Consider the following 13,479-nt stretch of genomic DNA (forward strand, 5'->3'; position numbering starts at 1 on the left):
CCTCGGTGCGGGCCCACCGGCGTTCCTGCCCCCGTTCCCCGCACCCGGCACCGGGGGCTGTGCCCACCCGTTCCGCCGTGCGGAACGCCTGCCCACAGCGGAAACAGCCGGCCCAGCCCCACCGCACACACCGCACCCCCGCCCGAACACACCACCAGCACCAGCCCACAGCAGGAACAACCGGCCCCACCCCGAACAGACCACCAGCACCAGCCCACAGCGGAAACAGCCGGCCCAGCCCCGCCCCATCCACCGCACCCCCGCCCGAACAGACCACCAGCACCAGCCCACAGCAGTAACAGCCGGTCCCGCCCCCGAACGGACCGCCAGGTCAAGTCCCCCCACCCTCCGGCGCCACCCCCTCACCAGCCAGGCGTCAGTGGTCTTGACCAATGCGGATGAAATCCCGGTCAACTCGTTATTTCCGCAGGCCACATGGGGTTCACCCGCCGTTGACGCGTGCAGACTGGCGCTGGTAAACACACAGCAACCAGCTGACACTTCTTGATCCACCTGCGTGTAACCAGCCATCCCTGCGCGAGCGATGACGCGAGGTCACCGACCCATGGACACACAAGATCAGCACGGCAGACCAGCAGTACCGAAGGCGGCAGAACCGAAGGCAGCAGTGCCGAAGGCGGCAGAACCGAAGGCGGCAGGACCGAAGACCGGAGCCTTCAAGACAGCAGCACCGCACCACCCCCGCGACCGCGACCGCCCCCGCAACCGCAACCGCCACCGTCGCCCGACCCTCCTGCTCGCCGCCGGCGCCGCCGCGTTCACCCTGACGGCCGGTCTCGCCACGCCGCTCAATCCGGGGCCGCAGCAGGCGCACGCCGAAGACGGCGGCAAAAAGGTGCTCACCGTCGCCGTGGCGCAGAGCGTCGACTCGCTCAGTCCGTTCCTCGCCCAGCGGCTGCTCAGCACCAGCCTGCACCGGCTGACGTACGAGTACCTGACGAACTACGACGCCGAGAACAACAAGGCGATTGCCGGGTTCGCCACCGACTGGAAGCCGTCCGCCGACAAGCTGACCTGGACGTACACCATCCGGGACGACTCCAAGTGGTCGGACGGGAAGCAGGCGACCGCCGAGGACGCGGCCTGGACGTTCAACAAGGTGATGTCCAAGGAGGGCACCGCCACCGCGAACTCGAACTTCGTCACCAACTTCAGGAAGGTGACCGCGCCCAGCCCCACCAAGCTGGTCATCGAGCTGAAGAAACCGCAGGCCACGATGGCCGCGCTCGACGTGCCGATCGTCCCCAAGCACGTCTGGGAGAAGGTCGACGACATCTCGAAGTTCAACAACGACAAGGACTTCCCCGTCGTCGGCAACGGTCCGTTCATCCTGACGGACTACAAGGTCGACCGGTACGTGAGGCTCAAGGCCAACAAGGATTTCTGGCGCGGTCCGGCGAAATTCGACGAGCTGGTCTTCAAGACGTACAAGGATCAGGACGCCGCCGTCTCCGCCCTCAGGAAGGGCGAGGTGTCCTTCGTCGCGGGGCAGCCCGCGCTCACGCCGGCTCAGGCCAAGTCGCTGGAGAACGTCGAGAACATCAAGGTCAACGAAGGGCCCGGGCGGCGTTTCTTCGCCATCGCCACCAACCCGGGTGCGAAGACGCAGGACGGCGAGAAGTTCGGTGACGGGCATCCGGCGCTGCTGGACAAGAGGGTCCGGCAGGCGCTGTTCCTCTCCGTCGACCGCGATGCCCTCGTCGACAAGGTCTTCCAGGGCAACGCCGTCGCGGGCGCGGGGTACATCCCGCCCCGCTTCTCCGAGTACGCCTGGAAGCCGTCCGCCGACCAGGAGCTGAAGTACGACCCGAAGCGGGCCGCCGAGCTCCTCGACGAGGCGGGCTACAAGGAGAACAGTGACGGCAAGCGTGTCGGCAAGGACGGCAAGCCCCTCGACTTCCGCATCCTGTGCCATGCCACGGACCCCAACGACAAGGCCGTCGGCAAGTATCTGAAGGAGTGGTGGGGCGACCTCGGGATCGGGCTGAAGGTCAACTGTCTCGACGACGTGTCCGTGCCCTGGTACGCCGGTGAGTACGACCTCGCCTTCGACGGCTGGTCCGTCAACCCCGACCCGGACTTCGTGCTCGGCATCCACACCTGCGCCGCGCTGCCGGAGAAGGCGAAGGAGAGCGCCGCCACCGACAACTTCATCTGCGACAAGAAGTTCGACGAGCTGTACGCCGAGCAGCTCGCCGAGTACGACCCGGCCAAGCGCGCCGAGATCGTCAAGCAGATGCAGTCGTGGCTGTACGACTCCGGGTACATGAACGTCCTCGCGTACCCGAACGCCGTCGAGGCCTACCGCACCGACCAGATCAAGTCCATCACCACCATGCCGAAGGCCGCGGGCAACATCTACGGCCAGGATGGATATTGGAGCTGGTGGTCGGCCGTCCCCGCGGATGGGAAGAGTTCCTCCAAGGACGGCAGCTCGACCGGTGTCATCATCGGTATCGCCGCTGCCGCGGTGGTGCTCGTGGGCGGCGGAGTCCTGTTCGCCCTGCGCCGCCGTTCTACCGCAGAGGACCGCGAGTAACGCATGACCGCTGACAGCAATCCCGCCCTGCTCGACACCGAGGGCCCGCTGGGTCCCGGGGCCGACGGCGACCCGGCATCGGCCGGGCCGGCGTCGGCCCGCGGGCCGCGCGCCCGCAACACCCGCGCCTACCTCCTCTATGTGGCGGGCAAGCTCGGCGGCGCGGTCGTGTCGCTGTTCGCCGTGCTCGTCACCAGCTTCTTCCTGTTCCGGCTGATCCCCGGCGACCCCGTCAAGCAGATGACGGGCGGCAAGCGCGTCTCCGCCGAGCAACTCGCCGCGATGCGCAAGGAGTTCGGCCTCGACAAGCCGGTCATGGCCCAGTTCTGGGACTACACCGGCAATGTCCTGAGCGGCGACTTCGGCACGTCGTACCAGTTCCACGCCCCCGTGATGGAGAAGATCACGGAGGCGCTGCCCGCGACGCTGCTCCTCACCGGAACGGCGTACGTCCTCTACAGCCTCATCGGCATCTGGTTGGGCACGCGCACCGCCTGGCGCAACGGCGGGCTCGGCGACCGCTTCAACACCGGGCTCGCGCTGACGCTGTACTCCGTGCCGTCGTTCTGGCTCGGTCTGCTGCTGATCATCACCTTCGCGGTGGGCATCGGGCCGATCCCCGGCATGTTCCCGACCGGCGGTCTGGAGTCGGGCGACGAGACAGGGTTCGCGTACGTCATCGATGTCGCGCACCACATGGTGCTCCCCGTGATCACGCTGGTCGCCGTCGGATACGCGCAGACACTGCTCGTCATGCGGTCCTCCCTCCTGGACGAGATGGGCAGCGACTATCTGACGACCGCGCGCGCCAAGGGGCTCCGCGACGATCTCGTGCGGCGCCGGCACGCCGTCCCGAACGCGATGCTGCCGACCGTCACGCTGATGTTCGTCAACCTCGGCACGGTGGTCGCGGGCGCGATCCTCGTCGAGACCGTCTTCTCCTGGCCGGGGCTCGGCGGGCTCTTCTACGCGGCGCTGAGCGTGCCCGACCTGCCGCTGGTGCAGGGGCTGTTCTTCGTCTTCTCGGCCGCGGTGATCCTGATGAACACCCTGGCCGACGTGATCTATCCGCTGCTCGACCCCCGGGTGGGCCGATGACGACCGAATCCGCACCGACCACACCCGCCGCGCCGGTCAAGAGCGCCCGGTCGCTCGCCCGGACCCGGCGCAGGCACTCCGCGGCCCGCTTCTGGCGGGAGTACCGCACGCACAAGGCCGGGCTCTTCGGTCTCGCCGCGCTCGTCCTGATCGCCCTCGCCGCGGTCCTCGCGCCGCTGCTCGTCGGCTCCGACGCGCAGAGCGTCACCGACGCGCCGGGCGATCCCATGGAGTCGCCGAGCGGCGCCTACCCGCTGGGCACCGACCAGTTCGGCCGCGATCTGCTGAGCCTGCTGGTGTGGGGCGCGCGCATCTCGCTGTCCGTGGGGCTGCTCGCCGCCGTGCTCTCGGTGGCCATCGGCACGCTCGTCGGGATCACCGCCGGGCACTTCAAGGGCTGGTACGCCACCGTGATCATGCGGGTCACCGACTGGTTCCTGGTGATGCCGACGCTGGTGCTCGCCATCGCGCTCGCCGCGGTGATGTCCGGCACGATCTGGACGATCATCCTGGCGATCGGCGTGACGACGTGGCCGACCACGGCACGCCTGGTCCGCGCGCAGACGCTGGCGGTCGAGTCGCGGCCGTACATCGAACGCGCCCGCGCGCTCGGCGGCGGCCACGGCCACATCATGGCCCGGCACGTGCTGCCCAACGTGATGCCGCTCGTCCTCGCGCAGACCACTCTCGTCATCTCCGGCGCCATCCTCACCGAGGCGACGCTCGCGTTCCTCGGCCTCGGCGACCCGACGAGCGTGTCGTGGGGCGGCCTGCTTCAGGACGCGCGCGACGCGGGCGCGGTCAGCGCGGGCCACTGGTGGTATCTCGCGCCGCCCGGTCTCGCCATCGCCGTCGTCGCGCTGGCGTTCACCCTGTGCGGCCGCGCCGTGGAATCCGTGCTCAACCCCAGGCTGGGGGCCACCCGTTGAACGACGTTCAGAAGACCGATGGGCACCGGCTCCTCGACGTGCGCGACCTCGAAGTGACGTACGCGAACGGCGCCGCCGCCGTCCGCGGCGTCAACCTCCACGTCGACGCGGGCCAGAAGCTCGGCGTGGCCGGCGAGTCCGGCTGCGGCAAGTCCACGCTCGCGCTCGCCCTGCTGCGGCTGCTGCCCGCCGGCACGAAGGTGTCCGGCGAGATCCTGCTCGACGGCGAGGACGTCCTCACCATGAAGTGGGGGCGGGTCCGCGCGGTGCGCTGGGCCGGTGCCTCGATCGTCTTCCAGGGCGCTATGCACTCGCTGAACGCCGTGCACCGCATCGGCGACCAGATCGCCGAGCCGATCCTGCTGCACAAGAAGGCGACGCAGGCGGGCGCGAAGAAGAAGGTGGGCGAGCTCCTCGAACAGGTGGGGCTGCCCGCCGCGCGCGCGGACGCCTACCCGCACGAGCTGTCCGGCGGCCAGCGACAGCGCGTGATGATCGCGATGGCGCTCGCCTGCGACCCGCGGCTGATCATCGCCGACGAGCCGACCACCGCGCTTGACGTGATGATCCAGGCTCAGATCCTGCGCCTTATCGAGCAGTTGGTGGCCGAGCAGGACCTCGGCCTGATGATGATCAGCCATGACCTGGCGGTGCTCTCCGACACCTGCGACCGGCTCGCCGTGATGTACGCGGGCCGCGTCGTCGAGGAGGGCCCGGCGACACAGGTGTACGAGAACGCGCGCCACCCCTACGGCAAGGCCCTGTCGGCCGCCTTCCCGCGCATCGGCGACGCGGCGTCGCGGTTCGCCCCGCGCGGCCTGCCGGGCGACCCGCCCGACCCGTCGGCGCTCCCCACGGGCTGTACGTTCCACCTGCGGTGCGCGGTCGCACTCGAATCCTGCGCCACGGAGGACCAGGCCCTGCGGGACGCGGGCCCGCACCACCGCGCGGCCTGCGTCCACGCGGGCGCGCCACTCCCGGCACAGCCCACGTCGGCGCCGACGACGGCGGAGCGCACGACGTGACCGTCCGCCCTCGTGACCGTCATCCCTCATGGCCATCAGCCCTCGGGACCGACAGCTCCCATGACCATCAGCCCTCGGCACCGACAGCTCTCATGACCGTCCTCGTGACCAGGAGCAGCACATGACGACCGAAGCCGCCGGACCCCTGCTGTCGGCCGCCGATCTGCACATCGCCTTCCCCGGCCGCCGCGGCGCGCCGACCGCCCGTGCCGTGGACGGCGTCGACCTCGACATCAAGGGCGGCGAGATCGTCGCGCTGGTCGGCGAGTCGGGGTGCGGCAAGACGACACTGGCCCGCTCACTGCTCGGCCTGGTGCCGCCGACCTCCGGCAGGGTGACGTTCGGCGGCAAGCCGCTGGACTACTCGGGCCGCGCCCTCAAGGCGTACCGCAAACGCGTCCAGCTGGTCCTCCAGGACCCCAGCGGCTCGCTCAACCCCCGGCACACGGTGTACGACGCCGTGGCGGAGGGCCTGCGCATCCACAGGTACGGGGGCGACGAGCGGGCGGCGGTCGCCGAGGCCCTCTCGCGGGCGGGACTGCGTCCACCGGACCGCTTCTTCCTGCGCTATCCGCACGAACTCTCCGGCGGCCAGCGCCAGCGCGTCGTCATCGCGGGCGCACTTGTCCTCGAACCCGAACTCATCGTCGCCGACGAGCCGGTGGCGTCCCTCGACGCGTCGGTGCGCGGCGAGATCCTGGCGCTGCTGCTCCGGCTGCGGGACGAACTCGGCCTGTCCGCACTGGTGGTGACGCACGACCTGGGGCTCGCGTGGAACATCGCGGACCGGGTGGCGGTGATGTATCTGGGCCGGATCGTCGAGACGGGAACGGTGGAGGAGGTCCTGACGGCACCTCAACACCCATACACCCAGGCACTGTTGTCCGTGCTGCCGGAGGCGCCCGGTGCCCCGGTGGTCCTCACGGGTGAGCCGCCGGACCCCTCGCGGATTCCTGGCGGGTGCCGGTTCCACGCGCGGTGCCAGGTGCTTGCCTCGGGCGAGGCGGAGCGGGCCGGAGTCGCGGACCGCTGCCGAGGGGAGGACCTGACGGTCCTGTCCGGCGGCGGCGAGACGCAGGTCGCCTGCCACTGGGCGCGGGCGCGCTAACGCGCCACGCCCCGGAGTCCGCGGGACCGGTCGCCAGGACAGGGGACGGACCGGTCGCTAGGACAGCTGGAACGAGTCGGCCAGCATGTCGACCTGGGCCGCGAGCGGTGTCGTCACGCAACCAGCGGCCGAACTCCTCCACGAGTGGGCCCAGCGCGGGCCGAGGCCACCCCTCGACGAAGAGGGGCAGAAACGGACCCAGGACCGCGCGGGCGTGCGCCACGGTCTCGTCCGGCGGACGGAAGACGAGAAACAGGACCCGGGTTCCTGCACGGAACGCATCAGGGAGGCGGAGGCACTCCGGCAGTCGGCGGGCCGACAGGAGAAATCGGGGACCGGGACACCGGGCCCGTGCGGCTAGGCGTTCCGTGCCGCCTCGACCAGTTCGCGGCACTGCTTCACGTCGTCCGCCATCGCCACGAGCAGCGAGTCGATCGAGTCGAACTTCGCCTGTCCCCGCACGAAGGCCAGGAACTCCACCGCCACGTGCAACCCGTACAGGTCGAGCCCGACGCGGTCGATCGCGTACGCCTCGACCGTCCGCTCCGTGCCGTCGAACTGCGGATTCGTGCCCACGGAGATCGCCGCGGGCATGGCCTCGCCCTCGACGTGCAGCCATCCGGCGTAGACGCCGTCGGCGGGGACGGCGGTGTGGGGCAGCGTCTCCACGTTGGCCGTGGGGAAGCCCAGCTCGCGGCCGCGCTGGGCGCCGCGCACGACGACGCCCTCGACGCGGTGCGGGCGGCCCAGGATCTCCGCGGCGCCCGTCACGTCGCCCTCGGCGATCAGGCGCCGGGTCAGCGTCGAGGAGAACGGCTCGCCGCCGCCCGCCTCGCCGCTCACGTACAGGTCGATGACATCGACTTCGTAGTCGTACGTCCGGCCGAGCTCGGTCAGGAAGTCGACATTGCCCGCGGCCTTGTGGCCGAAGCGGAAGTTGGGGCCCTCGACGACCACGCGCGCGTGCAGCTTGTCGACGAGGACCTTGACCACGAAGTCGGCGGGCGACAGCTTCGAGAACTCGGTGGTGAAGGGGAGGATCAGCAGCGCGTCCACGCCCAGCTCGGCCATCAGCTCGGCGCGCCGGTGGTGCGGGGCGAGCAGCGGCGGGTGGCTGCCGGGGCGCACGACCTCGCTGGGGTGCGGGTCGAAGGTGACGACCACGGCGGGCACGCCGAGCTCACGCGCGTGCTCCACGGCACGCCCGATGATCAGCTGGTGACCGCGGTGCACGCCGTCGTAGGAACCAATGGTGACGACGCTGCGCCCCCAGTCCTGGGGGATGTCCTCCAAGCCACGCCAGCGCTGCACTTCTTTGCTCCTCGCCGAACCCGTATACGTCACGTACATCTGTACGTTCCCATTGCCGATTGCGCAGGTCTAAGACTGCCATGCCGACGGGTCCCGGCTCGCACCGGAGGGAGTGGCAGGGGTCACTCTGTCCGGGCACCCTCTAGGCAAGGACGCGGATGCCGCCCGTGAGGTTCTCGATCATGCGGTGGGCGCTCGGGCCGACCAGGGCGGCCCAGTCCTGCGGGGCGGCTTCGAGCCAGCCCGCGACGAGCGTGGCGAAGCCGGGGCGCCCGCGAGCCAGTTCGACCAGGCGCCGGTCGAAACAGGCCGCGCCCTCCGGAGTGCGGACGAGCAGCAGTCCGACGCGCCGCACGAGCTCGCGGGTGCGGTCCTCGCCGCGCTCCCCCGCGCCGCGCGCCACCGACCGCAGGACGCTCTCCAGGACCGCGGCGTCCCGCTCCTGGCTGAGCAGTACGTCGAGCAGTTCGTCCCGCAGGGCCCGCGACGCGGCGGTCCCCGGGGCGGCGAGGACGGGCGCGAGGGCGGCCCTCACCTGTACGGGCTTGCTGTGCAGCAGCCCGGCGACCAGCGGGAAGAGGACGCCGCGCACGCCCGGGCCGTGTTCGAGGCGCCGGTCGATGTAGGCGGCGGCGATCCCGGCCGCCTCGGGGCGGGCCTCCAGGAGGTCGTGCACGAGGGTGGCGACGCGGTGGGCGAGGGCGGGCGTGGTCACGTCGGCGAGGGCGCACAGGACGTCGTCGGCGGCCGGGCCCTGGGCGTGCAGGCGGGCGCGGAAGGCGTCGAGGACGGGCTCGGGGTGGGTGGGCAGGGCGGTGGCGAGGGAGCTCGCGGGCAGCTGCGGGTCGGCGGCGGCGAAGCGTCGCAGGGCCCGGGGCAGGTGCTGGGAGCGGGTCTGCGGGTCGCGGACGAGGAGGGCGAGCGCGGCGCCGTGCAGGGTGTCGTCGGCGGGGCGTGCGAGCAGCGCGGAGGCTGCCTGCCGCAGGAGCTCGCGGTCCGTGGCGGTGGTGGTGTGCGGGGCGGCGCGCAGGCCGTAGGTGGCGGCGGCGACGCGGCGGGCGGGGCGCTCGTCGTGGGCCCAGCGGCCGACCGCGCGGCAGACGGCCGATGGCTCCTCCTCGGCTAGCGCGGCGAGGAGCTCGTCGGCGCGGGCGTGGGCGCGGTCGACCAAAGTCTCCGTGAGGTCGTCGATGGCGCGGTGCCGGTGGGTGTGGAGCAGCGCCTGCGCGGCGGAGGCGACGGTGGCGTCGGGCGTGGCGGCCAGCGGCCGCTCGTCGGCGAACCACTGGGCGAGCTGTGGCTGTACGCCCACGGGGTCGGCGGTGAGCAGTTCCGCGACGGCGTCGAGGCAGCGGTCCGGGGCCCCCGGTGGTCCGTCGTGCACGACGAGCCGCCGCAGCAGCGCGAACCGGTCGGCCGCGCCCAGCGGCAGCCGCAGCCAGAAGGCGGTCCCGAACTCCGCCCGGTCCGCGAGCGGTTCGAGCACCGCGAGGTACGGGGACGCGTCGCGGACCCGCAGCAGTACCTCCCCGAGCAGTCGGCGGGCCCACCATGCGGCGTCCTCGAAGCCGGCCGTCCCGGAGGCGTCGAAGTCCGCGAGCGCGTCCGCCAAGTCCACAAGGCGCGAGGCCAGTTCGGCGGCGCCCCGCTGCCGGCCCAGCGACAGCAGCGCCTGGATCACCGGGCCGATGCGGTGCCGCGGCACCGGCACGGGCGCCGGGCGGGCCGGGTCGCGCCGTCGCTGTGCGGGAACCGACGGGTTCCGTGCCGCGTCCCGGTGCCGGTGGACCAGTGAGGCCAGCGCCCCGTCGACGTCGAGGTGCATGCCCTGGAGCCAGTCGGCCACCTCTTCGTGCGCGAAGCGGTAGCCCGGCCCGGCCGGCACGAGCAGCCCCTCGGTGAGCACCGCCGACGCCCATCCCGTGCAGGCCCCGCTCCCCCGGCCCGGCAGCGCTCCCCACGGGAACACCGCTTCGAAGGAGGCCCTGTCCAGCTGCCCCTGGCCGGGCCCGAGGCAGCGCCGCGCCGCCTCGTGGACCTGGCCGGACACCGTCGCCGCGAGACGGCGCACGGCGGTCCCCCGCAGGCCTTTCGGCGCCGCGAGCCGCACCGCGACCCGCAGGCACACCAGGTCGAGATAGGCGCCGAAGATGTCCTCCCGGTCCGGGGTGCCCGGCGGCGGCGCGTCCGGCCGGGCGGCCCGCACCTCGGCGAGCAGCCGCAGCGCCAGCGGATGCCGCGCGTCGGCGTCGGCCATCGCCCCGTCGGGGATGCCGTACCGCGCGCGGGCCCGGCGGGCCTGTGGCTCCGGCAGATCACCGAGGTGTACGCAGCCGGGGAGCCCCACGCCGTCTCCCGCCGGGTGCGACACCGCGCCGTCGGGGATGCCGTACCGCGCACGGGCCCGGCGGGCCTGTGGCTCCGGCAGATCACCGAGGTGTACGCAGCCGGGGAGCCCCACGCCGTCCGCCGGGTGCGACGCCGCGCCGAAGTGGGCGCCGGCCTGCTCCCAGTACTCCGCACGGCAGGCGATGACGAGGCGGGCGCCGGTGTCCCGCAGCCACCTGGCCGTGCCGTCGCTCCACTCCGCGAGGCGGTGGGCGAGCACGGGCGGCATCTCCTCGGGGCCGTCGAGCAGCAGGAGCAGGGGCCGTCCCGCGTTCCGCACGAGCCGGGCGACGCGGTGTGCCGAGATGTCTCCGAGGTCCCGGTCCGCGGACTCCTCCTCCGCAGCCGCCAGGATCCGCCCGGCGCGGTCCAGCGCCCGCTCCACCGCGTCGGCCACGGACGCGTCCATGCCGAGCAGGTCGGCGCCGCGCAGCCACAGCGTGGGGGCGGGCTCGGCGCCCCTCGCCCGGCGTGCGGCGAGCGCGGCGAGCTCCGTGGTGCGTCCGGTGCCGGGGTCGCCGACGAGGCCGAGCACCCGCGCGGGGCCCGCGGTGAAGGCGGTGAACTCCCGTGCCGTGTCGGGCCGCTCGACCGGTTCGAGGGGGGCGGTGTGCGGAAGAGCGGCGTGCGGGCCGTCGGAGCCCGCCGACGTGGCGGTCAGGTGCAGCGCGCCCGCGAGGTTGAGGTCTTCGCCGTACGCGGGCACGGTCGCGGCGTTGCGCGCGAGGAGCTCGGCGAGCGGTCCGCCCGGGTCGGCGGCCGCCGCGTCCCGCAGCGCCACCGCGAAGCCGGCCGGGCGGTGCGTCCAGGCGTCCTGCCCGGGCGCGGCGGGGCCTGCGGCCTGGGGCAGCAGGGCCGTCCCGAGGACGCCGAGGACGGCGCCGGACGAGGCGTCCACGACGGGCCCGCCCGCGGCCCCGCCGCCGAGCCGCAGCGCGTCGGCGCCGTCCGTGCCGATCGCGAGCTCCAGAGCGGCGCCCACGCGGTGGAAGCGGTCCGTGGCCGTGTAGGTGACGGCCGAGGTGCCGAGGACGCGTGCCTCGCGCCAGCCGCGGGCGGTGATCCGCACGTACGTTCCCGTCGGCACGGTGTTCCGCGTGGTGACCGGGAGGGGCCGCAGTCCGAGCCCTTCCGTGCGGATGAGCGCGAGGTCGGCTTCGGGCAGCGCCACCACGGCGTCGGCGGGGACCACGCAGGTCCGCTCGTCCGGCCCGTGCAGGACGATCCGGGCGAGTCCGTCGACCGCCTCGTGGCTGGTGACGACCGTGCCGTGCTCGTCGGCCGCGAAGCCCATGCCGCGCGGGCGCCCGGCGAGATCGCACACCCGCACCACCGACCGGTCCGGCGCCGGAGCCGAGAGCCCTCCTCCGCCGTGTCCCGCCATGCTCGAACCTCCCCACCGTGCCCCGTTCTCCCGACCGTAGGTCGGGAGTGATCAGCGGGACAGAAGGCCGCGCGAACGCGCCCCCTTCCGACCCCCCGGTTCACTCCGAGCGCCTGCCCGAAGGGGTGAATCGGCGGGTGGCGATGGAAACACCTCTAGTGGGGGGAATGGTGGAGCGGCGGACCAGGGTCCGCCGCTCCACAATGTCGTCGGGCGGGCAGGCCACCGGACGAGAAGGCCGTCGGGGTCGCACGGCGACCGGACGTGAAGGCCGTCAGGCGAAGACGGCCAGGCTCTTGGCCTTGCCCCGCGACTCCTCCGCCAGGACCAGGAAGCGGCCCTCCGGGTCGAAGACGGCGACGGCGCCCACACCCGCGTACTCCTCGGGCATGTCGATGCGGACGCCGTTGAGCAGCAGCCGGCCGCGCTTCTCGTCGACGTCCCAGCGCGGGAAGGCCCGCCCCGCGGCCTCGGCCACGGGCATCACGGTCAGCTCCTCCTGGAGCTGGTCGAGGGTCTTGGCCGCGTCCAGCTTGTAGGGGCCGACGCGGGTGCGCCGCAGCGCGGTCAGGTGGCCGCCGACGCCGAGGTCGGCGCCGAGGTCACGGGCGATCGCCCTGATGTACGTCCCCGACGAGCAGACGACCGAGACGACCAGGTCGAGGACGGGCGTGCCGTCCTCGGCGACGGCGTCACGGACGTCGTACACCGTGAAGGCGGAGATCGTCACGGGCCTGGCCGGGATCTCGAACTCCTCGCCCTTGCGGGCGCGGGCGTACGACCGCTTGCCGTCGATCTTGATGGCGCTGACCTTCGACGGCACCTGCATGATGTCGCCGGACAGCTTGGCGACGCCCTCGTCGATGGCCGCACGGGTGATCTTCGAGGCGTCGGCGGACGAGGTGATCTCGCCCTCGGCGTCGTCGGTGATCGTGTTCTGCCCGAGGCGGATGGTGCCCAGATACTCCTTCTCGGTCAGCGCCAGGTGACCGAGGAGCTTGGTGGCGCGCTCCACGCCGAGCACGAGGACGCCCGTCGCCATGGGGTCGAGGGTGCCCGCGTGGCCGACGCGGCGGGTCTTGGCGATCCCGCGCATCTTGGCCACCACGTCGTGCGAAGTGAAGCCGGACGGCTTGTCGACGATGACAAGGCCGTCCGGCGTTGTGGTGCTGCTGTTGCTCATGCGCGGGCGTCGCCGTCCGTCTCGTCCTCGGTGCCGTCCGTGTCCTCGTCGGACTCGGGCTTCTTGTACGGGTCCGCGCCGCCCGCGAACTCGGCGCCCGCGGAGACCTCCCGCACCTTCTCGTCGGACATCCGGGCCTTGTCGAGGAGGTCCTCGATGGCCCGCGCGTTGTCCGGCAGGGCGTCGGCGACGAAGGACAGGGTCGGCGTGAACTTCACGCCCGCGGCCTGTCCGACCGCCGACCGGAGCACGCCCTTGGCGCTCTCCAGGCCCGCGGCGGCCGCCGCACGGTCCTCGTCGTCCCCGTAGACCGTGTAGAAGACCGTGGCCTCCCGCAGGTCACCGGTCACCCGGGTGTCCGTGATCGTCACGTGCGTTCCGAGCCGCGGGTCCTTGATCCCGCGCTGCAGCTTCTGAGCAACCACCTCTCGAATGAGGTCCGCCAGCCTTTTCGCCCGCGCGTTGTCGGCCACTGCTCCGTCTCCCTTATCCC

10 protein-coding genes are annotated in these 13,479 nt (G+C 72.4%); 6 read left to right on the forward strand and 4 right to left on the reverse strand.

Going from position 1 to position 13,479, the window contains the following annotated elements; all coding sequences use genetic code 11:
* Nucleotides 1-565: 565 nt before the first annotated feature.
* The 6 genes from ACZ56E_RS28320 (at nt 566) to ACZ56E_RS28345 (ending at nt 7,081) form a co-directional block, all read left to right on the forward strand.
* Complete coding sequence (locus tag ACZ56E_RS28320) at nt 566-2,560, forward strand: ABC transporter substrate-binding protein (protein WP_471218444.1); 1,995 nt, start codon at nt 566-568, stop codon at nt 2,558-2,560.
* Nucleotides 2,561-2,563: 3 nt separating this feature from the next.
* A complete protein-coding gene (locus ACZ56E_RS28325; protein WP_471218446.1) occupies nt 2,564-3,658 on the forward strand; it encodes an ABC transporter permease in 1,095 nt (364 codons plus the stop codon).
* Nucleotides 3,655-4,587, forward strand: a complete 933-nt coding sequence (locus ACZ56E_RS28330) for an ABC transporter permease (RefSeq protein ID WP_471218448.1) — start codon at nt 3,655-3,657, stop codon at nt 4,585-4,587. Before ACZ56E_RS28325 ends, ACZ56E_RS28330 begins: the two co-directional genes overlap by 4 nt.
* A complete protein-coding gene (locus ACZ56E_RS28335) occupies nt 4,584-5,612 on the forward strand; it encodes an ABC transporter ATP-binding protein (protein WP_471218450.1) in 1,029 nt (342 codons plus the stop codon). Before ACZ56E_RS28330 ends, ACZ56E_RS28335 begins: the two co-directional genes overlap by 4 nt.
* A gap of 121 nt (nt 5,613-5,733) precedes the next feature.
* The gene (locus ACZ56E_RS28340; RefSeq protein WP_471218452.1) at nt 5,734-6,720 is read left to right on the forward strand and encodes an ABC transporter ATP-binding protein; all 987 of its coding nucleotides are present in this window, start codon (nt 5,734-5,736) and stop codon (nt 6,718-6,720) included.
* Between the two features lie 85 nt (nt 6,721-6,805).
* On the forward strand, nt 6,806-7,081 hold the full coding sequence (locus ACZ56E_RS28345; protein WP_471218454.1) for a hypothetical protein: 276 nt from the start codon (nt 6,806-6,808) through the stop codon (nt 7,079-7,081).
* Here ACZ56E_RS28345 and ACZ56E_RS28350 read toward each other — a convergent pair.
* The 4 genes from ACZ56E_RS28350 to rbfA form a co-directional block, all read right to left on the reverse strand.
* Nucleotides 7,078-8,031 carry a bifunctional riboflavin kinase/FAD synthetase gene (locus ACZ56E_RS28350; RefSeq protein ID WP_471218456.1) on the reverse strand — a complete coding sequence of 318 codons (954 nt, stop codon included), beginning with the start codon at nt 8,029-8,031 and terminating at the stop codon, nt 7,078-7,080. The two genes, ACZ56E_RS28345 and ACZ56E_RS28350, sit on opposite strands and share 4 nt — an antisense overlap.
* Before the next feature lie 142 nt (nt 8,032-8,173).
* Nucleotides 8,174-11,803, reverse strand: coding sequence for a trypsin-like peptidase domain-containing protein (locus ACZ56E_RS28355; RefSeq protein WP_471218458.1), 3,630 nt, complete (start codon nt 11,801-11,803; stop codon nt 8,174-8,176).
* Between the two features lie 274 nt (nt 11,804-12,077).
* The gene (gene truB, locus ACZ56E_RS28360) at nt 12,078-12,986 is read right to left on the reverse strand and encodes a tRNA pseudouridine(55) synthase TruB (protein ID WP_468611370.1); all 909 of its coding nucleotides are present in this window, start codon (nt 12,984-12,986) and stop codon (nt 12,078-12,080) included.
* Nucleotides 12,983-13,459 carry a 30S ribosome-binding factor RbfA gene (rbfA, locus tag ACZ56E_RS28365; RefSeq protein WP_471218461.1) on the reverse strand — a complete coding sequence of 159 codons (477 nt, stop codon included), beginning with the start codon at nt 13,457-13,459 and terminating at the stop codon, nt 12,983-12,985. Before rbfA ends, truB begins: the two co-directional genes overlap by 4 nt.
* Nucleotides 13,460-13,479 lie beyond the last annotated feature (20 nt).

It is taken from the genome of Streptomyces sp. NPDC039480 (assembly GCF_055597165.1).